Source organism: Sphingomonas sp. CFBP 13603 (assembly GCF_014892665.1).
Taxonomy (GTDB): Bacteria; Pseudomonadota; Alphaproteobacteria; order Sphingomonadales; family Sphingomonadaceae; genus Sphingomonas.
This window is the reverse complement of sequence record NZ_JADBIA010000005.1, coordinates 280,448-302,607: the sequence shown is the minus strand read 5'-3', so window position 1 is coordinate 302,607 and position 22,160 is coordinate 280,448. Positions and strand designations below refer to the sequence as shown.

20 protein-coding genes are annotated in these 22,160 nt (G+C 64.9%); 14 read left to right on the top strand and 6 right to left on the bottom strand.

Features of this window, described 5'->3' with window-relative positions:
• Nucleotides 1-103: 103 nt before the first annotated feature.
• The 9 genes from IFR23_RS10995 (at nt 104) to glpD (ending at nt 11,961) form a co-directional block, all read left to right on the top strand.
• Nucleotides 104-2,299, top strand: coding sequence for a penicillin acylase family protein (locus IFR23_RS10995; RefSeq protein ID WP_192975918.1), 2,196 nt, complete (start codon nt 104-106; stop codon nt 2,297-2,299).
• A gap of 108 nt (nt 2,300-2,407) precedes the next feature.
• The gene (locus tag IFR23_RS10990) at nt 2,408-3,955 is read left to right on the top strand and encodes a L,D-transpeptidase family protein (protein WP_244655598.1); all 1,548 of its coding nucleotides are present in this window, start codon (nt 2,408-2,410) and stop codon (nt 3,953-3,955) included.
• Between the two features lie 118 nt (nt 3,956-4,073).
• Complete coding sequence (locus IFR23_RS10985; protein WP_192975917.1) at nt 4,074-4,883, top strand: beta-1,6-N-acetylglucosaminyltransferase; 810 nt, start codon at nt 4,074-4,076, stop codon at nt 4,881-4,883.
• Between the two features lie 109 nt (nt 4,884-4,992).
• Entirely contained in the window at nt 4,993-5,997 is a 1,005-nt protein-coding gene (locus IFR23_RS10980; RefSeq protein WP_192975916.1) for a glycosyltransferase family 2 protein, read from the top strand.
• A gap of 3 nt (nt 5,998-6,000) precedes the next feature.
• Nucleotides 6,001-7,449, top strand: a complete 1,449-nt coding sequence (locus tag IFR23_RS10975) for an oligosaccharide flippase family protein (protein WP_192975915.1) — start codon at nt 6,001-6,003, stop codon at nt 7,447-7,449.
• A gap of 129 nt (nt 7,450-7,578) precedes the next feature.
• Entirely contained in the window at nt 7,579-8,010 is a 432-nt protein-coding gene (locus tag IFR23_RS10970; RefSeq protein WP_342344933.1) for a PilZ domain-containing protein, read from the top strand.
• Nucleotides 8,011-8,153: 143 nt separating this feature from the next.
• Entirely contained in the window at nt 8,154-8,963 is an 810-nt protein-coding gene (locus IFR23_RS10965) for an MIP/aquaporin family protein (protein WP_192975913.1), read from the top strand.
• A gap of 17 nt (nt 8,964-8,980) precedes the next feature.
• Nucleotides 8,981-10,468: a glycerol kinase GlpK gene (glpK, locus tag IFR23_RS10960; RefSeq protein ID WP_192975912.1), complete on the top strand. Its 1,488-nt coding sequence runs from the start codon at nt 8,981-8,983 to the stop codon at nt 10,466-10,468.
• The gene (glpD, locus tag IFR23_RS10955; protein WP_192975911.1) at nt 10,465-11,961 is read left to right on the top strand and encodes a glycerol-3-phosphate dehydrogenase; all 1,497 of its coding nucleotides are present in this window, start codon (nt 10,465-10,467) and stop codon (nt 11,959-11,961) included. The genes glpK and glpD overlap by 4 nt, the downstream gene beginning before the upstream one ends.
• 71 nt (nt 11,962-12,032) lie before the next feature.
• Here the strand turns inward: glpD and IFR23_RS10950 are convergent, their stop codons facing one another.
• Nucleotides 12,033-12,941 carry a LysR family transcriptional regulator gene (locus IFR23_RS10950; protein ID WP_107962127.1) on the bottom strand — a complete coding sequence of 303 codons (909 nt, stop codon included), beginning with the start codon at nt 12,939-12,941 and terminating at the stop codon, nt 12,033-12,035.
• A gap of 355 nt (nt 12,942-13,296) precedes the next feature.
• Between IFR23_RS10950 and paoA the strand changes: the two genes are divergently transcribed.
• From paoA to paoC, 3 genes are read left to right on the top strand one after another with little or no spacing between them, the layout of a single operon-like run.
• Nucleotides 13,297-13,938, top strand: coding sequence for an aldehyde dehydrogenase iron-sulfur subunit PaoA (gene paoA, locus IFR23_RS10945; RefSeq protein ID WP_192975910.1), 642 nt, complete (start codon nt 13,297-13,299; stop codon nt 13,936-13,938).
• The gene (locus tag IFR23_RS10940; protein WP_192975909.1) at nt 13,935-14,882 is read left to right on the top strand and encodes an FAD binding domain-containing protein; all 948 of its coding nucleotides are present in this window, start codon (nt 13,935-13,937) and stop codon (nt 14,880-14,882) included. The genes paoA and IFR23_RS10940 overlap by 4 nt, the downstream gene beginning before the upstream one ends.
• The gene (gene paoC, locus IFR23_RS10935) at nt 14,879-17,074 is read left to right on the top strand and encodes an aldehyde oxidoreductase molybdenum-binding subunit PaoC (RefSeq protein WP_192975908.1); all 2,196 of its coding nucleotides are present in this window, start codon (nt 14,879-14,881) and stop codon (nt 17,072-17,074) included. The genes IFR23_RS10940 and paoC overlap by 4 nt, the downstream gene beginning before the upstream one ends.
• Nucleotides 17,075-17,199: 125 nt before the next feature.
• Here paoC and IFR23_RS10930 read toward each other — a convergent pair whose 3' ends face one another.
• A complete protein-coding gene (locus IFR23_RS10930) occupies nt 17,200-17,766 on the bottom strand; it encodes a TetR/AcrR family transcriptional regulator (RefSeq protein WP_192975907.1) in 567 nt (188 codons plus the stop codon).
• Between the two features lie 102 nt (nt 17,767-17,868).
• Between IFR23_RS10930 and IFR23_RS10925 the strand changes: the two genes are divergently transcribed.
• On the top strand, nt 17,869-18,588 hold the full coding sequence (locus tag IFR23_RS10925) for a glutathione S-transferase family protein (RefSeq protein WP_192975906.1): 720 nt from the start codon (nt 17,869-17,871) through the stop codon (nt 18,586-18,588).
• A gap of 199 nt (nt 18,589-18,787) precedes the next feature.
• Here the strand turns inward: IFR23_RS10925 and IFR23_RS10920 are convergent, their stop codons facing one another.
• Nucleotides 18,788-19,087, bottom strand: coding sequence for a DUF1330 domain-containing protein (locus IFR23_RS10920; RefSeq protein ID WP_192975905.1), 300 nt, complete (start codon nt 19,085-19,087; stop codon nt 18,788-18,790).
• Nucleotides 19,088-19,117: 30 nt separating this feature from the next.
• Complete coding sequence (locus IFR23_RS10915) at nt 19,118-20,485, bottom strand: NAD-dependent succinate-semialdehyde dehydrogenase (protein ID WP_192975904.1); 1,368 nt, start codon at nt 20,483-20,485, stop codon at nt 19,118-19,120.
• A gap of 363 nt (nt 20,486-20,848) precedes the next feature.
• Here IFR23_RS10915 and IFR23_RS10910 point away from each other — a divergent pair, with 363 nt between their 5' ends.
• Complete coding sequence (locus IFR23_RS10910; RefSeq protein ID WP_107962288.1) at nt 20,849-21,187, top strand: hypothetical protein; 339 nt, start codon at nt 20,849-20,851, stop codon at nt 21,185-21,187.
• A 114-nt stretch (nt 21,188-21,301) separates the two neighbouring features.
• Here the strand turns inward: IFR23_RS10910 and IFR23_RS10905 are convergent, their stop codons facing one another.
• Entirely contained in the window at nt 21,302-21,556 is a 255-nt protein-coding gene (locus IFR23_RS10905) for a hypothetical protein (RefSeq protein WP_192975903.1), read from the bottom strand.
• On the bottom strand, nt 21,553-22,104 hold the full coding sequence (locus tag IFR23_RS10900; protein WP_192975902.1) for a DUF2141 domain-containing protein: 552 nt from the start codon (nt 22,102-22,104) through the stop codon (nt 21,553-21,555). Before IFR23_RS10900 ends, IFR23_RS10905 begins: the two co-directional genes overlap by 4 nt.
• Nucleotides 22,105-22,160 lie beyond the last annotated feature (56 nt).

Below are 22,160 nucleotides of genomic sequence, written 5' to 3'. Positions count from 1 at the left end.
TCTCCATTCGACCGCGCTTGTCGCGCGCGGCGCGGTGCGATGCAATCGCCGATGGCTCTGCCAGCGCATGGCCTTTCGTCGACCACCGCCTTACGCTCCGCCCATGAACACGGTCCTACGGCGCGCGCGCAACCCGGTGATCCTCCTGGCCCTGCTGGCAACGCCGCTGACGGCTGCGTCCGTCGCGCCCACGACTGACATCGCGCGGTGGCGGGCACAGGCGACGCAGGTCACGATCACGCGCGACGACTGGGGCATTCCGCATATCCGAGGCCGATCCGATGCGGATGCGGTGTTCGGTCTGATCTACGCGCAGGCAGAGGACGATTTTCCGCGGATCGAGGCCAATTACCTGACCGCGCTTGGCCGTACCGCGGAGGCCGATGGCGAGGAGGCGATCTGGGCGGATCTCCGCCAGCGGCTGTTCGTCGACCCGGCCGAACTGAAGGCGCAATACGCCACCAGCCCCGCCTGGTTGCGCACGCTGATGCAGGCGTGGGCCGACGGGCTGAACTATTACCTCGCCACGCATCCGCAGGTCCGACCCAAGGTACTGACCCGCTTCGAACCCTGGATGGCACTGAGCTTCACCGAAGGCAGCATCGGCGGCGATATCGAGCGTATCTCGCTGAGCGACCTGAAGACCTTCTACGGCCGGCCGACGCCGCCGACGCCCGAAGAGTTGGGGGTGGTGCCGCGCGAACCGTCAGGCTCGAACGGCATCGCGATCGCACCGCGGCTGACGGCGAACGGCCATGCGCTGCTGCTGATCAACCCGCACACCAGCTTCTACTTCCGGTCCGAAGCGCAGATGACCAGCGCGGACGGGCTGGACGCGTATGGCGCAAGCACCTGGGGTCAGTTCTTCATCTATCAGGGCTTCAACGCGAACGCCGGGTGGATGCACACCTCGTCGACCGTCGACAATGTCGATGAATTCGCCGAACGGATCGCCCGGCGCGGCGGGGGCTATGCGTATCGCTACGGCACGACCAGCCGAGACGTCGCGACGAAGGTGGTGACGGTGCGTTTCCGCAGGGCCGATGGCACGATGGGCGAGCGCGGTTTCACGACGTATCGCACCCACCACGGCCCGATCGTCGCGATCAAGGGCGGGAGGTGGATCGCCACCGCACTCATGTGGAAGCCCGTACCCGCTCTCGAACAAAGCTATTTGCGGACCAAGGCGACCGATCTCGCCGGCTATATGAAGGTCGCCGCACTGAAGGCGAACGCGTCGAACGACACGCTGTTCGCTGACAACAAGGGCGAAATCGCGTTCCTGATGCCGCAGTTCATGCCGGTGCGCGACGACCGCTTCGACTACACCCGGCCGGTCGACGGCAGCGATCCGGCGACCGACTGGCGGGGGCTGCATACCCTCCCCAGCCTGCCGAGCGTGCTCAACCCGCGCACCGGATGGGCGCACAACACCAACGACTGGCCGTGGAGCGCGGCGGGGCCGGACAGCCCGAAAGCGGCGGATTATCCGCGCTACATGGATCAGGTCGGCGGCAATGCGCGCGGCGTTCATGCCGATCTGTTGCTGACCGGCAAGACCGGATGGACGCCCGAGACCCTGCGCGACACGGCGTTCGATCCGTATCTGCCGGCGTTCGCGCGGCTGCTGCCAGGGCTGGTCCAGGCGTGGACTACGCTGCCTGCCGGCGATCCGCGCCGCAAGGCGCTGGCGGGGCCGATCGCGCTGTTGCGGGGGTGGGATCACCGCTGGAACTACGACTCCACAGCGACCAGCCTGGCGGTGTTCTGGGGCGACCAGCTGTGGCGCGAAGTCGGCAGCTTCGCGCAAGCCGAGCGCCTCAACGTCCCGGATTACATCGCCACGCGTGTCGGCCCGGATGCGAAGCTTGCCGCATTGAGCGCCGCGGTGGACCGGCTCGGCCGCGACTTCGGCAGCTGGCGGACACCGTGGAAGGATATCAACCGCTTCCAGCGTCTCGACGATTCAATCGCCCCGCATTTCGACGATTCTCAGCCATCGACCCCGGTGCCGTTCACCTCGGCCCAATGGGGCAGCCTCGCCTCGTTCGGCGCCAGGCCATGGCCGGGAACGAAGCGATATTACGGCACCAGCGGCAACAGCTTCGTCGCGGTCGTCGAATTCGGTCCGCGCGTGAAGGCGGCAGCGGTCATGGCCGGCGGCCAAAGCGGCGACACGCGCTCGCCGCATTTTGCGGACCAGATCGATCGGTATGCCCAAGGCAAGCTGCGGCCGGTCTACTTCTATCCCGACGAGCTCAAGGGTCATGTAGAGCGCCGCTATAATCCGGGACGCTAAAGACCCGACTACCGTCTCACCGCCGCGAATATCCGCGTCCATGCCTACCGATCTCGATAATCCGTAGGTCGAAGTGATCCAATCGAAGGGTCCACTCGTTAGCGACGCATGACAGTAAAGACAGTACGGGCGCGGCTGGCGCTTGGTTCGATGCCGCTCCTGGCCTTCGCGATGACCGGTTTCGCTCATCCGGCCGCCGCGCAGGCGATCGACCCGCTCCCGGCCGGCATATCCGCCGGGCCGATCCAGATCGACAGGCAGGCAGTCACCGACCCAGCCCTTCGCGCAATCTACGCCAAGGCCGGCTGGCATGGCGTCTGGTCGACTGCGAACGCCGAAGCATTCGACAGCGTTCTCGCCGATCGCACGCGGCACGGCCTCGACCGCGTGGCGTTCCTGCCGACCTCCGACGAGCAGGCGGCGACGGCGGCGGCGGGCGATATCGCCCGAACGAAGGCTGCGCTCGACTATGCAACCGCGCTGGCCCGCGGGCGAACCGATCCGACGGCGCTGCATCAGGTGTATACGCTGCCCCGTCCGACGGCCGATCTTGCCGCTGGTCTGACGCGCGCACTCGCCAAGGGCGATCTCGCGGCATGGTTCGACGGACTCGCACCGCAGGATGCGGAGTACAAGGCGCTGTCCGACGCCTATATCGCATTCAGCGCCAAGGCGACGGTCGCAGCCCCGGTGCAGGCGATCCCGTCGGGGCTGATCCGCGTCGGCGACCGCGATGCGCGCGTCGCGACCATCCTCGAACAGCTCGTCGAGAGCGGATATCTGCCCGCACCGACAAAGGCTGTTTCGATGCTTTATACGCCGGAGATCGCCGACGCGTTGAAGGGGCTCCAGACCGATTACGGCATCGCCGCCGACGGCGTGGTCGGTCCCGAAACGCTGAAGGTCCTCAACCTCGGCGCCGGAGACCGCGCGCGGGCGCTGGCGGTCGGGCTCGAACGGCGTCGCTGGCTGTCGCGGACCCCGCCGGCGACGCGGATCGACGTCAATACCGCCGCTGCGCAGCTGCGCTATTACCGCGACGGCACCATGATCGATCAACGCAAGGTGATCGTCGGCGAACCCGGCCGCGAGACGCCGGCTCTGTCTTCGCCGATCTTTCGCCTGGTCGCGAACCCGACCTGGACCGTCCCCAAATCGATCCAGAACGGCGAGATGGCGAACGTCGGCGAGGCCTATCTTGCCGAACACAACATGGTCGTCCGCGACGGCTGGATCGTCCAGCAGCCGGGACCGAGCAACGCGCTCGGGCTCGTCAAGTTCGACATGGCGAACGACCAGGCGATCTATCTCCACGACACCTCCGCGCCGGCGCTGTTCGAGCGCAGCCAGCGTCACCTGAGCCACGGTTGCGTCCGGGTCGAGGATGCGCTGGGCTTTGCGCAGATGCTTGCGCAGGATGAAGGCGTCGCGGAGGCATGGCAGACCGCGCAGGACTCCGGCGAGATGACCTTCGTCCCCCTGCCCCGCCGCATCCCGGTCCGGCTGCTGTATCACAACGTCTATCTGGACGACGGCGGCAAGGTCGCATTCCGCACGGATCCCTATGGCTGGAACGATCCGATCGCCGAACAGCTCGGGTTCGCCAAAGCGTCGGCAAAGCGTGCGGAGGCGCAAGCGATCGATATCGGGCCCTGAGCTAACGGGTCTGAACGCCACGCGAGGCGACTTGCGCGACCGGATAAGAACCGTAGCTGTTCTTTTACGACTGCACGCTACGATCGGCGTATCGACCCGCACGCGAAAGTAAGACTGCATGAAGATCGCTGCCCTGATCCGAGCCTATCATCGCCCGGAACAGCTCGGCCTGTTGCTTGACCGGCTCGATGGTCCGCTGTGGGCACCGTTCGTTCACATCGACCGGAAGTCCGATATCGAGCTGTTCGCGAACTTGCGGAACAAAGCGCCGTTCCTGACCAACCGCGTTCAGGTGAACTGGGGCGGCCTGAGTCAGGTCGAGGGAGTCCTCCGCCTCCTGCGCGCCGCGCTCCGCGATCCGACGATCACGCATTTCTATCACATGAGCGGCCAATGCTATCCGGTAAAAAGCGATGACCAAATCCGCGAACAGATTGCCAGCTTTCCGGTGGGATCGGCCAACCTGATGGAGCTGACCGCCATGCCCGTCAGCCACAAACCGCTGGAACGCTACACCAGGCGGTGGCTTCACGACGTTCAAAATCCGATCGCATGGCGGATCCTGAGCCGGCTGTTCCCCCGCATGCCGGACAAATCGTTGAGCAAGTTGCGCGGCATCGCCTTGCACGGCGGCGGCGCATGGTGGCTGTTCGAGCGCCGGACGGTGGAAAAGATGCTGCAGTTCCTCGACGAAAACCCGTGGTACTGGCGGCTGTTCAAATATACGGACTGTCCTGACGAGATGCTCCTTCACTCGCTCGTCGCGCCGCTCGGGATCACGATCGGCGGGACGTCCCCGACGGCGGACACGTGGATCCAGGGCAAGGCCCACCCGGAAACCGTGACCGAGTCCATGCATAGGGGCTTCGTCGAGGGGCCAGCACTGTTCGGTCGCAAGTACATCGATTTCCATCCAGCCTTAACCTAGATTTACGCACAAGCGACGCTCCGCGAAACGATCGTAACCGTTTCATTCCATTCATTCATTTTCAACGGCGCGGCCTGTAAGGCCCCACAAGACCTGAAGGATGTGGTTGATGCGGCTGTCGGTATTGCTAAGCGCCTATAACGACGCCCCTTATGTGGAACGCGCCGTGACCAGCGTGCTTCGGCAGACCTACGCCGATTTCGAATTCATCATCATCAATGACGGCTCGACCGATGGCTCGACCGAAATCCTGCGCCGGCTGGCGAACACCGATCCTCGTATCGTGCTGGTCGAACAGGAGAACCGCGGGTTGGTCGCCAGCCTGAACCGCGGCTTCGCGATGGCCAAGGGCGATCTCGTCGCGCGGATGGATGGCGACGACGAGTGCCTTCCGCACCGGTTCGCGACGCAGCTCGCCTTTTTCGACGCGCATCCCGAATACGGCGTCGTCGGCTGCCAGCAGTTGAACGTCGACGTCCACGGCCGGACGATCAAGCTGATCGACGATTATCCGCGCGACTTCGAGACGTTCCTGGCCGCGATGGAGTTCAAACCGATCATGAGCCATCCGGGCTCGATGATCTCGCGCGCCGCATTCGAGAAGGTCGGCGGATACCGTGCCATGTATCGCCACTGCGAGGATTACGACCTCTGGCTGCGGCTATCGCAAATCACCAAGTTATGCAGCGTCGACGATGTGCTGCTCCGCTACTGCGTCAACGACGGACAGGTGACGATCCAGCACCTCCTGCACACCGCGGTCGGGGCCACCGTCGCATGGGAAGCCTATCTTCAGTACAGCAAGGGCCGCCCCGATCCGACCTCCGGCCTGACGGCGTTACCGGACGTCGGCCATCTGGGCGAACTCGATGCCATCTTCGGCGAGCCCGGCATCGCGCGCCGGGTTCGCGCGCGCGTCGCGCCGAAGCTGCTCTATTCGCTGCCCGCGCTGAAGTCGGGTGGCGTCAAGCTGGTCGGCGAGTATGTCGCGGAGGGCGGCGAGCGTCGGCCTGCGACACGCGCGGTCGGACGGCTCCTTCGCCACGGCCAGTTGCGCGGCGCAGGGCAGCTCGCGGCCAGCCTGTGTCGCTCGTATCTCATGCCGAGGGGCTGATCGATGGCGGTGCGTAAAGCCGCGATGTGGTCGGTCAGCGGCCAGTGGCTCGTCTTCGCGTTCAACTTCGCGGTCAGTGTGTATCTGGCGCGCTACCTGCTGCCGCCATCGGCGTTCGGCACGTTCTCGGTCGGGTTCGCAGCGGCAGGCGTTATCTCCAACCTGCAGGATTTCGGGCTCAACCGGTATCTCGTGCGGGCCGAGGAACTGACCGATCAAATCCTCGACACCTGCACCACCATCACGCTGTGCGTGGGCGCCGCGATCTGTGTCGTGATCGCCGCGCTGAGCATGCCGATGGCATGGTATTATTCCAACACACAGCTCATCCCGATCATGCTGCTGATCGCTGCGGCCTTCCTGCTGCTGCCGTTCAACACCGTGCCGATCGCGCTGCTGCAGCGCGCGGTCGACTTCAAGACCCTGGCGTTCATCAACATGGCGGCGGCCGCGGCCAATGCGATCGTGTCCGCTGGTTTCGCTCTGCTCGGCTACGGTCCCGTGTCGCTGGCGCTGGGTTTCCTCGCACAACAGATCGCGCGTGCGACGATGGCGCAACTGCTCGGCCCGCGAAGGGTACGCTTCCACCTCAGTTTCGCGGGTGCCAAGCCGATCGTCTCGTTCGGCTCGGGGACGACCGTGCTCGCGGTGAGCGGCGCGATCGGAACGCGGTCTCCCGACCTGATCATCGGCAACGTGCTCGGCATGCACGCAGTCGGCCTGTTCGGACGCGCGGCCGGCATGGTCGACGGCCTTCGCATGCTCCTCAACGGCGGCCTGGCGGCCGTGTTCTTCAGTCATTTCGCACAGCTGATCCGGACCAGGACGGCGCTGGACCAGCCATACCGCGACCTCGTCGGCTGCTACACCAGCGTGATGTGGCCAGCGATGCTGCTGCTGTCGCTGCTGTCCGCGCCGATCGTCACGATGATCTACGGCGCAGGCTGGGGCGAGGCCGCGCTGGCGCTGCGCTGGGTGGCCTTGAGCGAGCTGATCTTCTTCGCGCTGCCGCTTCACACCGAAGTGCCGCTGATGTCGGGCCATCTGCGACAGCTGCTGATCCGCAACCTGATGGATACCGCTGCGGCGTTGATCTGTCTCGCGTGCCTCGTCCGGTTCGGACTGGAGGCCGCGGCGATCGCGCGGCTCGTCTATGCCGGTATCTGGTACTTGATCTATATTGGCCTGATCCAGCGCATCGTCGGCTTTTCGGCACGCGCGTTGCTCTCGACCTACGCCAAGAGCGCGACGAGCACACTGGCCGCCTGTCTGCCATTGCTCCTTCTGGTGCGGGACGGCCAGATCCTGTCGGTGAGGATGGCTATTTCGGCGGTGCTGGGCGCCGCGCTCTGGGTGGCGGCGCTCGCCTTGCTCGATCATCCGACATGGCGCGAGATCCGCCGCGCCGTGAGTGGCCTGCGACTGTCGCTATCGCGCGAGGCGAGGACCTGATCCGGCGCGACAGTCGAACGCAACTCCCACACACTCTATCGGCCGACATTGAGTGGCAGGATCGATTTGATTGTCTCCGTGGATACGATTAGCGACACAGCAACGAACCCATGAGATCGTCTATTCGTCGTGCCCGATAGCCCCGCCGCCCCTCCAGGTGATGACACGCCACCGAGCCATACCGAGCGTGCGCAACGAACCAGTGTCATGTTGATGGCGATGGTCGAGCAGTTCGGCGGGAAGGCCGCGACCAAGCACCGCGTACGGGATCTTTCGGTCAGCGGCATACGCATCGACAATGCCGCCGGCTTGCGCCCCGGTACCACGATCCTGATCTCGGTCGGTGCGCTTCAAGCCATCGGCGCGACCGTCCAGTGGGTCCGGAACGGGTTCGCGGGCATCGCCTTCGCCGAACTGATCGATCCCGTCGATGCCCACAAGAAGGCCGCGATCGCGCCGACCGTGCCCGCAAAGCCGGTGACGATGGATACGCCCCGGGTCGTGCCACCGCCGACGGCCGGCTGGATCGAAGAACTGCGAAACCCCTACCGCAAGCTCTGAGCACGTTGCCCGTATCTGCGGGATGGCGTTGCCGGCCCCTGCGATACGAGCTTCGCGCCATCCGTGCGTCGCAGCGAACACTCGGCTAACCTGAATTAAGAACAAATACTCGACCAAACCGATACGGGCGTTAGGGTATCGACATGACCCCGCAATCCAGAGCTTTCCTCGGCGAGCTGATCTCCGAGGCGGTCGCGATCTGTATCGTGATGACCTTCGGCCTGTCGGTCGCCGCCATGTACACGCTCTACGATCCGAGCCCGTACAAGACCGCGTACTGGGGAGTCTGCATGACTTGGGGCATGGCGGTGTCGATCTCGATCTACGTTACCGGCGCAGTCTCTGGCACACATGCCAATCCGGGCGTGACGCTGGCACTCGCGCTGTACCGCGGCTTCCCGTGGAAGAAGGTGCTGCCCTATTGGTGCGCGCAGCTGCTCGGTGCGTTCATCGGCGCGGCGATCGTCTATGCGCTGTATTACAACGTGATCGATCACTTCAACGCGACGCAGAACCTGACGCGCTCGGGCGGCGGCGCGGCGGGCGTGTTCTTCACCGCGCCCGGCCTCGCGGTGACGACGATGAAGGGGTTCGTCGACGAGATCATCCTGACCGCGATCCTGGTCTTCGGGATCTTCGCGATCACCGACGAGTTCAACACCATGGCTCCGCAGGCGAATTTCGGGGCGATCGTGATCGGCCTGCTGGTCGCGGTGATCGGCGCGTCGATGGGATATCTGGAAGCCTGGGCGATCAATCCTGCCCGCGATCTCGGCCCGCGTACCTTTGCGTGGCTGATGGGATGGGACAGATCCGCCTTCCCTGGCGTTGGGGGGTATTGGTGGGCACCGATCGCGGGTCCGTTGATCGGGGCGATCATCGGCGGCGGTCTGCAGCATCTGCTGATCCGGCCTTTCCTGCCGCGCGACAAGCCTGTCGCCGGCCCGCAATAAGTCTAGGAGTGTAAGGCGTGAGCGACACCATCATCCTGGCGATCGACCAGGGCACGACCTCGACGCGGAGCATGACGTTCGGCACCGACGGTGTCCCCCGCCAGACCGTCCGCCGCGAATTCGCGCAGCATTACCCGCAATCGGGCTGGGTCGAGCACGACGCCGAGGACATCTGGCGCGATACCGTCGAGACGCTGAAGGAAGCGGCCGAAGCCGATGGCGGCAAGGTCGCGGCGATCGGCATCACCAACCAGCGCGAGACCGTGGTGGTATGGGACCGCAAGACCGGCAAGCCCGTCCACAACGCGATCGTCTGGCAGGATCGCCGCACCGCCAAGCTCTGCGCGCAGTTGAAGGCGGACGGCAACGAGCCGCTGGTACGCGAGCGGACCGGGCTGATCCTCGATCCGTATTTCTCGGGTACCAAGCTCAAATGGATCCTCGACAACGTCGATGGCGTCCGCGCCCGCGCAGACAAGGGCGAGCTCGCGTTCGGGACGATCGACAGTTTCCTGCTGTGGCGGCTGACCGGCGGCAAGGTCCACGCGACCGACGCATCCAACGCCTCGCGTACCTTGCTGTTCGACATCCACAAGGGCGCCTGGGACCAGGACATGCTGCGCATGCTCGATATCCCCGAAAGCCTGCTGCCCGAGGTCAAGAACAACAGCACGATCTTTGGTGAGACCACCTCCGACCTGCTCGGCAAGGCGGTGCCCATCGGCGGCATGGCGGGCGACCAGCAGGCTGCCGTCGTCGGCCAGGCGTGTTTCCAGCGCGGCGATGCCAAATCCACCTACGGCACCGGCTGTTTCGTCCTTCTCAACACCGGCAAGGAAGCGGTGACGAGCAAGAACGGCATGCTCACGACGATCGCCTATCAGCTCGACGGCGAGATCACCTATGCGCTCGAAGGGTCGATCTTCGTCGCGGGCGCCGCCGTGAAGTGGCTCCGCGACGGGCTGGGCCTGATCAACCGCGCCGCGGATACCGACGACATGGCGACCAAGCTCGACGGCAATGGCGGCGTCTACATGGTGCCTGCATTCGTCGGCCTTGGCGCACCGCACTGGGACCCGGACGCGCGCGCGAGCATCACCGGCCTCACCTTTGCTGCGACCGGATCGCACATCGCTCGCGCCGCACTGGAGTCGGTCGCCTACCAGACCGCCGACCTGATGAACGCGATGGTCGCGGACGGTGCGCGCGATGCCCGCCAGATCCGCGTCGACGGCGGCATGGCGGCGAACGACTGGTTCTGCCAGTTCCTTGCCGACATGCTCGACACCGACGTCGTCCGGCCTGCCAACATCGAGACGACGGCTGCGGGCGCGGCCTTCCTCGCCGGCATGGCGGTGGGCATCTGGAACGGCCCCGACGACATCGCCGCCGCCTGGAAGGAAGACCGGACTTTCGCCCCGAGGATGAAGGGCGACGAGCGGACCGCGCTGATGGCTGGCTGGCAGGAAGCCGTCGATCGAACCAGCTCGAGGGCCAAGGCATGACCGTTCCGAACGCAAAGATCGACGTCGACCTGCTCGTCATCGGCGGCGGCGTCAATGGCACCGGGATCGCGCGAGACGCCGCCGGTCGCGGGCTCAGCGTGATGCTGGTCGAGCGCGACGACCTCGCCTCGCACACCTCGTCGTCGAGCACCAAGCTGATCCACGGCGGTCTGCGCTATCTCGAATATTACGAGTTCCGACTGGTCCGCGAAGCGCTCGCCGAACGCGAGAAGCTGATCGACGTCGCGCCGAACCTGATCCGACCGATGCGGTTCGTCATGCCGCTCGCCGCCGGGATGCGGCCGGCCTGGCTGATCCGCCTCGGCCTGTTCCTCTACGATCACATCGGCGGCCGCACCCGCCTGCCCAAGTCGATCGGCGTACGGCTCGACAAGACCAAATGGGGCGCGGGCCTGAAGCCGATCCGCCACGGCTTCGTCTATTCGGACGGCTGGGTCGACGATGCGCGCCTGGTGGTGCTGAACGCGCTCGACGCGGCCGAGCGCGGTGCGCAGATCCGCACGCACACCAGCTTCGAGGGCGCCCGACGCGAGAGCGACCATTGGGTCGCGACGCTCGGCGACGGCACCAAGGTTACCGCACGGGCCATCGCCAACACCTCCGGCCCCTGGGTGAGCAAGGTGCTCGCGGAGATGCCCCAGGCAACCGCCGAGCGTCCGCCCCGCCTCGTCAAGGGCAGCCACATCATCGTGACCAAGCTGTTCGAGGGCGAACACGCGTACATCCTCCAGAACCCCGACAAGCGGATCATCTTCGCGATCCCCTACGAGGACGACTTCACGCTGATCGGCACTACCGACAAGCCCTATGAAGGCGATCCGTCGCATCCGACGATCGATCCCGACGAGACCGAATATCTCTGCGACAGCGTCAACCGCTACTTCACCCGACAGATCGGCCCAGGCGATGTCGTCGGCAGCTATTCCGGCGTCCGCCCTCTATTCGACGACGGCAACGAGAACGCCTCCGAAGTCACTCGCGACTATGTCCTCCGCCTCGGTACCGCCGAAGCGCCGCAGATCCTGTCCGCGTTCGGCGGCAAGATCACGACCTATCGCCGCCTCTCCGAACACGCGCTCGAGGACCTTGCGCCGTTCCTCCCCGCGATGGCCAAACCCTGGACCGCGGGCGTTCCCCTGCCCGGCGGCGATCTGCCCAACAGCGATTTCGCCACGTTCCTGAAGACGGTCCACGCACGCTGGCCGTTCCTCGACGCGGCAAACGCGCTTCGTATGGCGCGCGCTTACGGTACGCGGATCGAGGGCGTGCTCGGCGACGCGACGAGCCTCGACGATATCGGCCATGGACTGTCCAAGCGCGAGATCGACTATCTGGTCGACGAAGAATGGGCGCTCACTGCGGAAGACATCCTGTGGCGGCGGACTAAGCTCGGTCTGCACGGTGGTGAACCCCTCAAGGCCGCTGTCGAGGCGTATCTTCAGGACCGTACGGGACGTGGCGGATCGTCGTGAACCGGGACGACCGCCGCGCTAGCGGGCCCGGTTGTCCGCGATAGCCCTCACCGCCTCCGCTCGGTTCCGACTTAAAGACCGAGCGGACGTTTTTCGCGGATATGATCCATCAGCAGCCGCAAGGCAGTTGGAACGTGCCTGCGGCTGGAATAATACAAATGATAGCCGGGGCCGCTGGTCGCGTGTGCTTCGAGCACACGACACAGACTACCGTTTTCGAGATGCGCCTTCAGCAGCGGCTCCATCGCGTACATCAGCCCCCCGCCTTCCAGCGCCATCGCGAGCATCGCCTGGCTTTCGTTGACGGTGATCCGTCCGGACACCGGGACCGCAAACTCTCCATCGGGGCCGTCGAACTCCCACCGGTATATCCGATCGTCGCCGAGCCGTATTCCGATACACTGGTGATGCTGGAGTTCGTCGGGGTGTTTCGGCGTGCCTGCACGAGCCAGATAGGCCGGCGATCCGGCGACGATCCAGCATAGATCCGCCGACAGGCGCTGCGCGATCATGTCCTCCGGGACGGTCCCGCCATGACGGATGCCGGCATCGAAGCCTTCGCTGGTGATGTCGATCATCTGATTGGTCGCAACGACGTCGACCTCGATGTCCGGATAGCGTTCCAGGAACGATGGGAGCACCGGGCCGAGCAACAGCGTCGCGGCGTCGGCGGCGACGTTCAGCCTGATCCTACCGGCAGGCGCATCGCGGTACCGATTGAGCCGCTCGACCGCTTCGCCGACGATTTCCAGCGGACGGCCGATCGTTGCCTGAAGCTCCTCACCCGCCGCGGTCAGCGTGACCGCGCGATTGGTACGGTTGAGCAGGCGAACGCCGAGACGCGTCTCCAGCGCTTTCAACGCATGGCTAAGACCCGACGCACTGAGACCGAGTTCGAGCCCCGCCCGGCGAAAATTACGGTGACGCGCGATCGCAAGAAAATAGGTCAGCTCCGTCAGATCGGAACGAGGGGCAGGCATCGCGGTACGTCTTTCCTCACACGGCGTCGGTCTCGCACTCTTGTAGAGAGGCGGCCTTTGCTGGCCATCCCCTTTCGAGAATGCGGACAGGCAACCATTCACGACTGCTGCCGGTTCGATCGGTGCTCGAACACGGGAGCGGTACGCCGCTTCCGCGACCAGCTTTCGCGTCCTTGCCTACCCACCATGAGCGCTACTCATCGACGCATGTAGCTGGCGTCATCGACAAGATGGGAAACTCTCTCCTTACAAGGAGTTATAGTGGATTGGCCGCTCGGTACGAGCGCGGCACGCCATGCATTCGCCAATCGGGCCTTCCGAACCGGCGTGGCGGGGCACACAGAGGACGATGACGATGAACGGATCAGGGGAAATCGACGTGTCGCGTCGTGGAATTCTTATCGGGGGCGCCGCGTCTGCGGCGATGGTTGCGGTTCCGACGGGCGGTGCGGATGCCGCTGTCGGCCAGCCGCAGCCGCAACCCAGCATGATGCCGGTGTCGTTCGAGGTGAACGGCAAGCGCCGGACGCTGCGGGTCGACACGCGCACCACGCTGCTCGACGCGCTGCGCGAGAACATGAAGCTGACCGGCACGAAGAAGGGCTGCGACCACGGCCAGTGCGGTGCCTGCACCGTCATCGTCGACGGCAAGCGGATCAATTCCTGCCTCAGCCTCGCGGTAATGCATGAGGGCGACAAGATCACCACGATCGAAGGCCTCGGCACCGTCAAGGATCTGCACCCGATGCAGGCCGCGTTCGTCAAGCATGACGGTTACCAGTGCGGCTATTGCACGCCCGGTCAGATCTGCTCGGCGGTCGCGGTACTCAGAGAGATCAAGGCGGGCGTCCCCAGCCACGTCACCGGCGACCTCACCGCCAAGCCGACCGCATCGAATGCCGAGATGCGCGAACGGATGAGCGGCAACATCTGCCGGTGCGGCGCCTATTCCAACATCCTCGAAGCGATGACGGAAGTCGCGGGAGTCGACGCATGAAGCCCTTCACCTACGAGCGCGCCAAGACTGCGGCCGATGCCGCCAAATCCGCGCTGCGTCCCGGCACCAAGTTCATCGCCGGCGGCACCAATCTGCTCGATCTGATGAAATTGCAGATCGAGGCGCCGCAGCATCTGGTCGACGTCAACGGCCTCGGCTTCGACAAGATCGAGGCGACACCGCAAGGTGGTCTCCGTATCGGTGCGTTGGTCAGCAACAGCGATCTCGCCGCCGACACCCGCGTCCGCCGCGACTACGGCGTGCTCACGCGCGCGATCGTCGCCGGTGCATCGGGACAGTTGCGCAACAAGGCAACGACGGCGGGCAACCTGCTCCAGCGCACGCGCTGCCCGTATTTCTACGACACCAACCAGGCCTGCAACAAGCGCAAGCCCGGCTCGGGTTGTGCGGCCGTGGGCGGTTTCAGCCGCCAGCTTGGCGTGATCGGTACCAGCGATGCGTGCATCGCGACCTATCCCGGCGACATGGCGGTGGCGATGCGCGTGCTCGACGCGACGGTCGAGACCGTCAACGCGCAAGGAGCCGCACGCTCTATTCCGATAGCGGATTTCCACCGTCTTCCCGGCACGACCCCTCACGTCGAGACCGCGCTGGCACCGGGCGAACTGATCACTGCGGTGACGTTGCCCAAGCCGATCGGCGGCACGCATATCTACCGCAAGGTGCGTGATCGCGCGTCCTACGCCTTCGCGCTCGTCTCGGTCGCGGTCGTCGTACAGAAGGATGGCACCGGCCGGGTCGCGGTCGGTGGCATCGCGCCGCGACCTTGGCGCGTCGAGGCGGCGGAAGCTGCCATGCCGCAGGGGGCGAAGGCCGTCACCAACCGGCTGCTGACTGGCGCACGACCGACCGAAGAGAACGCCTTCAAGGTCTCGTTGACCGAACGGGCACTAGCATCAGCGATTGCGGAGGCCCGCGCATGAAGTTCACCACGCCTGCGGGCACCAATCCGATCGACCAGATGAAGGTCGTCGGCAAGCCGCACGTCCGTATCGATGGTCCGCTCAAGACCACCGGCGGCGCGCCCTACGCCTATGAGCATCACGAGGTAGCGAACCCCGCCTACGGCTACATCGTCGGCTCGGGCATCGCCAAGGGGCGGATCGCCTCGATGGACCTCGCGGATGCGAAGGCCGCACCCGGCGTGCTCGCGATCGTCACCGCTGCCGATGCGGGCAAGCTCGGCAAGGGCAAGATGAATACCGCCAAGCTGCTCGGCGGACCCGAGATCGACCATTATCACCAGGCGATCGCGGTCGTCGTCGCGGAAACCTTCGAACAGGCCCGCGCCGCCGCGGCGCTCGTGCGTGTCGACTATACCCGCGCCAAGGGTCGCTTCGATCTCGAAGCCGCCAAGCCCACCGCGACCAAGCTGACGGGCGACAATGCCGACAGCGCCGTCGGCGATTTCGCGGGCGCGTTCGCCAGTGCACCGGTCAAGCTCGACCAGAACTACACCACCCCCGATCAGAGCCATGCGATGATGGAGCCGCACGCGTCGATCGCGTCGTGGGAAGGCGACAAGCTGACGGTCTGGACTTCGAACCAGTGGATCACGCCGACCAAGGCCGATCTGGCCACCACGCTCGGTCTGCCGCCGGAGAATGTCCGCCTGATCTCGCCCTATGTCGGTGGCGGCTTCGGCGGAAAGCTGTTCTTGCGCGCGGACGCCGTCATGGCGGCGCTCGGCGCGCGTGCCGCCAAGCGTCCGGTCAAGATCGCCCTCACCCGGCCGTTCATGACCAACAACGCGACGCATCGTCCCGCAACGATCCAGCGCGTCCGGATCGGTACCGACAAGGCCGGCAAGATCCTCGCGATCGGGCATGAGAGCTGGTCGGGCGACCTTCCCGACGGTGGCCCCGAGGCTGCGGTGCTCCAGACCCGACTGCTATATGCGGGCGCCAACCGCCTGACGAAGATGCGCCTCGCGGTACTCGATCTGCCCGAGGGTAACGCGATGCGTGCGCCGGGTGAGGCTCCTGGCCTGATGGTGCTCGAAGTCGCGATGGACGAGATGGCGGAGAAGCTCGGGATCGATCCGATCGAATTTCGCGTGATGAACGACACGCAGACCGATCCGGAAAAGCCCGGCCGTCGCTTTTCGCAGCGTCAGCTGGTCAAGTGCCTGCGCACCGGTGCCGATCAGTTCGGCTGGTCGCGCCGCAACCCCAAGCCTGCGCAGGTGCAGGACGGCCGCTGGCTCGTCGGCATGGGCGTCGCGTCCGCGTTCCGCAACAACGTCAACCAGAAGTCCGGCGCGCGCGTGCGGCTGGACGGCAAGGGTATCGTCACCGTCGAGACCGACATGACCGATATCGGCACGGGCAGCTATACGATCATCGCGCAGACCGCGGCCGAGATGATGGGCGTCGGCATGGACAAGATCGTCGTGAAGCTCGGTGACTCCGCGATGCCGAGCTCGGCCGGCTCGGGCGGCCAGTGGGGCGCGAACAGCTCGACCGCGGGCGTATATGCGGCGTGCGTCAAGCTGCGTGAGGCGGTTGCGCAGAAGCTCGGCTTCAACACGACCGACATTGCTTTCAGCGATGGGGAAGTGCGCTCGGGCGGCAACCGAGTGGCACTCGCAAAGGCGGCGGCCGGAGGCGAGATCGTCGTCGAGGACACGATCGAGTTCGGCGATCTCGACAAGCAGTATCAGCAGTCGACCTTCGGCGCGCATTTCGTCGAGGCCGGCGTCGATCGGTACACCGGCGAAGTGCGAATCCGCCGCATGCTCGCGGTCTGCGCAGCCGGACGCATCTTGAACCCCACCACCGCGCGCAGCCAGGTGATCGGCGCGATGACGATGGGCGTCGGCGGGTCGCTGATGGAGGAACTCGCGGTCGACAAGCGCTTCGGCTTCTTCGTCAACCACGACCTCGCCAGCTACGAAGTCGCGGTCCATGCCGACATCCCGCATCAGGACGTCGTCTTCCTCGATGAAGCCGATCCCACCACCTCGCCGATGAAGGCGAAGGGTGTCGGCGAGCTGGGCCTGTGCGGTGTCGGCGCGGCGATCGCCAACGCGGTCTACAATGCGACCGGTGTGCGGGTACGCGACTACCCGATCACGCTCGAAAAGCATCTCGCCAAGCTGCCGCTCGTGGCCTGATGCTCCAGTGCCGGCGGGACGCATTCCGCCGGCACTGGCCGTCGAGCCGATCGCCGAGGTGGACCGGAATGACGATCAAACGACCACGATGCTATTTCAGCGATGCGGGCTTCGCTAAGCCGCAACTATCCCGGCAAGAGGCCCGCGGCACGATAGCTGTCGATCATCGTGTCGAAGAGCGCGATATCCGAACGGCCTCGTGCGAACAATTGTGCGCCCGCAACTGCCGCATAGATCGCTCTCGCCCGGGTTTCGCTTTCGCCGGATCCGACGATGTCTGCTTCGACGAGCAATTTGCTCAGCCACGCGACGTTGACGTCGGCGAAGCCCTGCACCTCGGTCTTCACGGCATCCGGCAGGTCGTCGTATTCGGCCGCCATGAAGCTAGACAGGCAGATCCGGTTATCGTTCGAGAGCGACTTGCGAAAGATCTCGGGATAGCGGCGGAGCGCATCGTGCGCGCGTGGTGTCTCGTCCGAGATCGCCGCCAACTGGGCGGCGGTATCCTCCCAATAACGCCGCGCCACTGCCGCACCGAGATCGGCCTTGGTCGGGAAATGATGATAGATGCTGGGCGCCTTGATCCCGACCTCGGCCGCAATGTCGCGAAAGTTCAGGCCGGTATAGCCGTGCGCCATCGCGCTTCGCCTCGCCGCGGCGAGCACGGCTTCCCTGGAGTTCGAACTCGCCATCCGCCCTATCCATTCATAAACCGACCAAGTGATAGATAGACGTTGACGCGGGGCAGGCAAGTACGCATTTGATGGCTACCGATCACTTGGTAGGGATACGCCATGACCGTTCAAACGTCGCCATCGACCGCTAAGCTTCGCCTGTTCACTTCGCCTTCGGCATTCCCCAACCCGCAGCGCCTGCGTATCTTCCTGTATGAGAAGGGCATCGCGGACCGCTTCGATGAAACGGTTTACGACATGTCGCCGGTCGGCGAGCAGCGCCAGTGGAAGCACCTCAAGATGAACCCGTGGGGCGAGACGCCGACGCTCGAACTGGCGGACGGCAGCTTCATCTCGGAGACCGCCGCGGTCGTACGCTATCTCGACCAGGCCTATCCGGGGCGGCGGATCATGGGCGAGACGCCGGAACAGCAGGGGCTCGACGCGATGTGGGACAACCGGATCTGGGTGCACATCCTCTACCGGATCACGACCGCGTTCCATGTCCTGCACCAGGGACTCGGGCCGAAGCTCGAGCTGACCGCGAACGCCGCGTGGGGTGAGCATTGCCGCAAGGAAGCGCTGTCCCATACCGCGCTGATCGACCGCCATCTGTCCGATGGTCGTGACTGGATGCTCGGCGGCGACGAACCGACTTTCTCGGATATCACGATGGCGACCGCGATCGCGTTCTCGAAGTTCAAGGTGAACGCGATGCCGCTCGACGAGCGCTATGAGCATATCGATGCGTTCTGGCAGCGCTGGCAGGGCCGGCCGACGTTCCTCGCCGCCTATGCGGATCGCAGCAGCGGCGTGCCGGAACTCGACGATCGGCCATAGCATAAGCCCGCGTCGGTAGATGATCCCGACGCCTCGATACTGCCACACGCGTCGAGGTTCGATCGACGCGTGTGGCTCGTCCTCGGCATCGTCGAGGGACGATGCGTTACGCAAGACCCGGCAGGCGGTATCCGAACGCCAAGGCATATCGGTCGTGCCCCCCTGCAACCGCACGCATTCATGGAATCCGGCGGGGGATTCACGTCTGGTTGGCAAGCCCCTCGATGATGAACACACGGTACTCGGCACCTTTGAGTCGGTGCTCGCGTGCCTCGCGATATAGCGGGCTGTCATACCAGCCATGGGCCTCGGCGACGGACGCGAACTCCAGGATGACCGCGCCGTCGACTGCCGTACCTTCGAGCGTCTCGACCGCACCATAGAACGCGAGCGGGGTGATCGCATGCCCCTCGCGTGCCAGTGGTGCGGTCTGCTGATAGGCGGTGAATTCCGCCGTATCGGTGATGCGATCGCGGACGAAGACGACATAGGCGGTCATAGGTTTTCCTTCCCAGGGTGCGGGGGACGATCAGGCACTGCGCAGGACCGTCTTGAGGTTCATGAACTCGTGCAACCCATATGGACCCAATTCGCGCCCATGTCCGGACGCCTTGATACCGCCGAACGGTGCTTCGGGGGAGGATGCGAGCATTTGGTTTATGGCGGTCATGCCCGCCTCGATATCGCGCACGAACCGCTCCTGCTCGTCGGGGTCATTGGTCCATACCGATGAGCCGAGGCCGTAGGGGATCGCATTGGCGATACGGATCGCCTCCTCGATATCCGCGGCGCGGAAGACCATGGCGATAGGTCCGAACAGCTCCTCGGCCATGAAGGGGCTGTCGAGCGGCAGGTCGACGAGGATCCCCGCCGACAGGAACGCGCCCTTGCCGGGCAGCGCCTCGCCGCCGAACAACAGGCGCGCCCCCGCGATCTTCGCTTCGGCCAGCTGCCCGAGCACGGTGTCGCGCTGCTCGATGCTCGACAACGGCCCCATGTCGGTCGCGGCGTCCATCGGGTCACCTGCCGTCACGGCGCGCATCGCCGCGGCGAATTTCGCGAGAAAAGCGTCATGAATGTCCGCATGAACGATCATCCGCTTCCCACAGATGCAGGATTGCCCGGTGTTTTGGATTCGCGCGGTGACCGCCTGCTTTACCGCAGCGTCCAGATCCGCCGACGGCATCACGATAAACGGATCCGACCCACCAAGTTCGAGGACGACCTTCTTCAGCGCTCGGCCCGCTTGCTCGGCAACGGCACGCCCCGCCCCCTCGCTACCCGTCAACGTCACCGCGACGATGCGGTCGTCGGCGATGATGTCGGCGACCGCAGCGGATTTGATCGCCAGGTTTTGGAATACCCCGTCGGGACCGCCGGCGGCGATCACCATCTCTTCCATCAGCTGCGCGCAGCCCTGTACGATGCTCGCGTGTTTCAGCAGGCCGACATTGCCCGCGAGGATCGTTGGCGCAATGAAGCGGACCGCCTGCCAGTATGGAAAATTCCAGGGCATGATCGCCAGCACCGGCCCCTGCGGCAGATACCGCACCTCCGCCGAGCCACCACCCGACAAGTCGATGTGGACGGGCTCGAGCATTGTCGGGCCTTGTTGCGCATAGTAGCGGAATGCCGCTGCACACTTCCGGACTTCGGCCAACGCGGAGGCATGCGTCTTGCCCATTTCCGCTACCGCCATCCGGGCAAGCCGGTCGTCGTTCGCCTCATATTCTTCGGCGATCCGTTCAAGCAGCGCGGCGCGCTCCGATATGGTCACGTCGCGCCAGTCACGAAAGGCCGCCGCTGCCTTGTCGAGCTTTGCATCGACCTCCGCTCCGGTGAGCTCGGGATAAGTTGCGATTTCGTCCCCGGTTGCGGGATTGATGCTGCGAAACATGGAGCCTCCTGGGCGTATCGTTGCGTATGACGACACCTGTCCAACCAATGCGGTCGCGAAGACGGAGTTCCTGCGTGATCGCGCGGGATAGGTGCAGTCGCGACAGACCGGTATCCGCGGGCGTTCGGCGCGGCCTTGCGGTCGACTACCGATCATGCCTGCAAACGAACACCACTGCGCTAAGAGTTCTCGGATGCCCGTCAGCGGACGTCCACGTCGGTTGCCCCATGGTCCAGTGGGCACGCTGGGTAACGTCGCCCTGCCGACGCCGATCTTTCCTCTCGGTATCGATCAACCGGTCGTGTAGTGGAGCCGCACGCGCTGCTTCCAGTTGGCAGCGCAGTGACGGATCAAGATCAACGCATGGCTCGCAAGCATTCGAAACACGGCCCGTACGAAGACACGAATGTGGACGAAGAGGTTGCAGCGACGGTGCCACCCTGCTGGTTATGTGGTCGGCCGACCGGCAAGACCATCGTCTGGCACCACCCCGTACCCAAGAGCCGCGGCGGCCGCGATGTCGTACCGATGCACCCGATTTGCCAGCAGACCGTGACAGCCAATTTCACGAACTCCGAGCTTGAGCGTCACGGGATGAATGCCGAAGCGCTGCTGGCCGAACCTGCGGTGCGCAAATTCGTCGATTGGGTCGCCAAGAAAGACCCCGATTTCACCGCTGGCACGACCAAGAAACAGCGCTGAGGCGAACCAGACCGTCGTCGACAACGGCTGTCCGGGACGCGTCCGGCCATCGCTCCGAGGGGCCAGAGCTGCGATCGACCACCCTGCCGGATCGATACTGCTCGGCGGCATGGATCAGCGCGATGGCCTGGCGAACAGGGGGGACACGAACGCGATCGTGATGATGCCGACGATCAGCAGGAGTATGGTCGCGATCACATGATCGTCGATCGCCTCGGCAAGCCAGCGCTCCAGGGCCAGGGCAAGTGTCAGCGCGCCGACGATCGATGCCCCCGCAAGCAGGCCGACGAGCGCCCTCTGTCGTCGGCCGGGACCGCGTCGACAGCCTCCTGCCCTACCGCCCATCAGGACGATCCGCGGGCGCGTCATTGCGCCATCGGCCTGAATGGCATCGGCTTGAATCCGGCAATGCCGCGCAGATATCGCATCCGCGCAGTGACGATCGCGAGCGTCTCTGGCACGGTGACGATCGCCTGCTCGATAGGTGGGCGATGACGACCGATGTGCTGGCTACCCGGCAAGCCGACGCCGTCGTTGGAGATACTGAACGCGCGACTGCCATCGCGTTTGTGAATGACCAGCACGGCGTAGCGGCCTGGCCTTGGTACGGCGACACACAGGCTCACCATCCCATCGGGCGGAACGGCGGTCACGACCCGACGAAACACCTTACCTGCACGGAGCAACGCATCGTCGTCCGCAAGAAAATCGTCCGCGTTCGCCGGATACAATTCGAGCTTAAGCCGCCCACTCCGATCGCGCAGGCCCGACACGTCGATCCGAATACCCGGTTCGGATGCCGCGCAATCGTTGTGCAAACCAGAGCCGATCACGCCTGAAGGGCTCACTGCCATCGGCACCAAGCCAGGGTGTTGAAGTGCACCGGACGTGACGCCGAGCAGGAGAGCGAGCAACATGATGTTCGGTCCTCTATGGGCAGGGCTGCCCGCAAGCGGTGCCCTGCCCTGTTCTC

What these genes read in the sequence shown, in the direction of transcription:
- IFR23_RS10995 (WP_192975918.1), top strand. Translation starts at nt 104, where the DNA reads ATGAACACGGTCCTACGGCGCGCGCGCAACCCGGTGATCCTCCTGGCC.
- IFR23_RS10990 (WP_244655598.1), top strand. Translation starts at nt 2,408, where the DNA reads ATGACAGTAAAGACAGTACGGGCGCGGCTGGCGCTTGGTTCGATGCCG.
- IFR23_RS10985 (WP_192975917.1), top strand. Translation starts at nt 4,074, where the DNA reads ATGAAGATCGCTGCCCTGATCCGAGCCTATCATCGCCCGGAACAGCTC.
- IFR23_RS10980 (WP_192975916.1), top strand. Translation starts at nt 4,993, where the DNA reads ATGCGGCTGTCGGTATTGCTAAGCGCCTATAACGACGCCCCTTATGTG.
- IFR23_RS10975 (WP_192975915.1), top strand. Translation starts at nt 6,001, where the DNA reads ATGGCGGTGCGTAAAGCCGCGATGTGGTCGGTCAGCGGCCAGTGGCTC.
- IFR23_RS10965 (WP_192975913.1), top strand. Translation starts at nt 8,154, where the DNA reads ATGACCCCGCAATCCAGAGCTTTCCTCGGCGAGCTGATCTCCGAGGCG.
- glpD (WP_192975911.1), top strand. Translation starts at nt 10,465, where the DNA reads ATGACCGTTCCGAACGCAAAGATCGACGTCGACCTGCTCGTCATCGGC.
- IFR23_RS10950 (WP_107962127.1), bottom strand. Translation starts at nt 12,941, where the DNA reads ATGCCTGCCCCTCGTTCCGATCTGACGGAGCTGACCTATTTTCTTGCG.
- paoA (WP_192975910.1), top strand. Translation starts at nt 13,297, where the DNA reads ATGAACGGATCAGGGGAAATCGACGTGTCGCGTCGTGGAATTCTTATC.
- IFR23_RS10940 (WP_192975909.1), top strand. Translation starts at nt 13,935, where the DNA reads ATGAAGCCCTTCACCTACGAGCGCGCCAAGACTGCGGCCGATGCCGCC.
- paoC (WP_192975908.1), top strand. Translation starts at nt 14,879, where the DNA reads ATGAAGTTCACCACGCCTGCGGGCACCAATCCGATCGACCAGATGAAG.
- IFR23_RS10930 (WP_192975907.1), bottom strand. Translation starts at nt 17,766, where the DNA reads ATGGCGAGTTCGAACTCCAGGGAAGCCGTGCTCGCCGCGGCGAGGCGA.
- IFR23_RS10925 (WP_192975906.1), top strand. Translation starts at nt 17,869, where the DNA reads ATGACCGTTCAAACGTCGCCATCGACCGCTAAGCTTCGCCTGTTCACT.
- IFR23_RS10920 (WP_192975905.1), bottom strand. Translation starts at nt 19,087, where the DNA reads ATGACCGCCTATGTCGTCTTCGTCCGCGATCGCATCACCGATACGGCG.
- IFR23_RS10915 (WP_192975904.1), bottom strand. Translation starts at nt 20,485, where the DNA reads ATGTTTCGCAGCATCAATCCCGCAACCGGGGACGAAATCGCAACTTAT.
- IFR23_RS10910 (WP_107962288.1), top strand. Translation starts at nt 20,849, where the DNA reads ATGGCTCGCAAGCATTCGAAACACGGCCCGTACGAAGACACGAATGTG.
- IFR23_RS10905 (WP_192975903.1), bottom strand. Translation starts at nt 21,556, where the DNA reads ATGACGCGCCCGCGGATCGTCCTGATGGGCGGTAGGGCAGGAGGCTGT.
- IFR23_RS10900 (WP_192975902.1), bottom strand. Translation starts at nt 22,104, where the DNA reads ATGTTGCTCGCTCTCCTGCTCGGCGTCACGTCCGGTGCACTTCAACAC.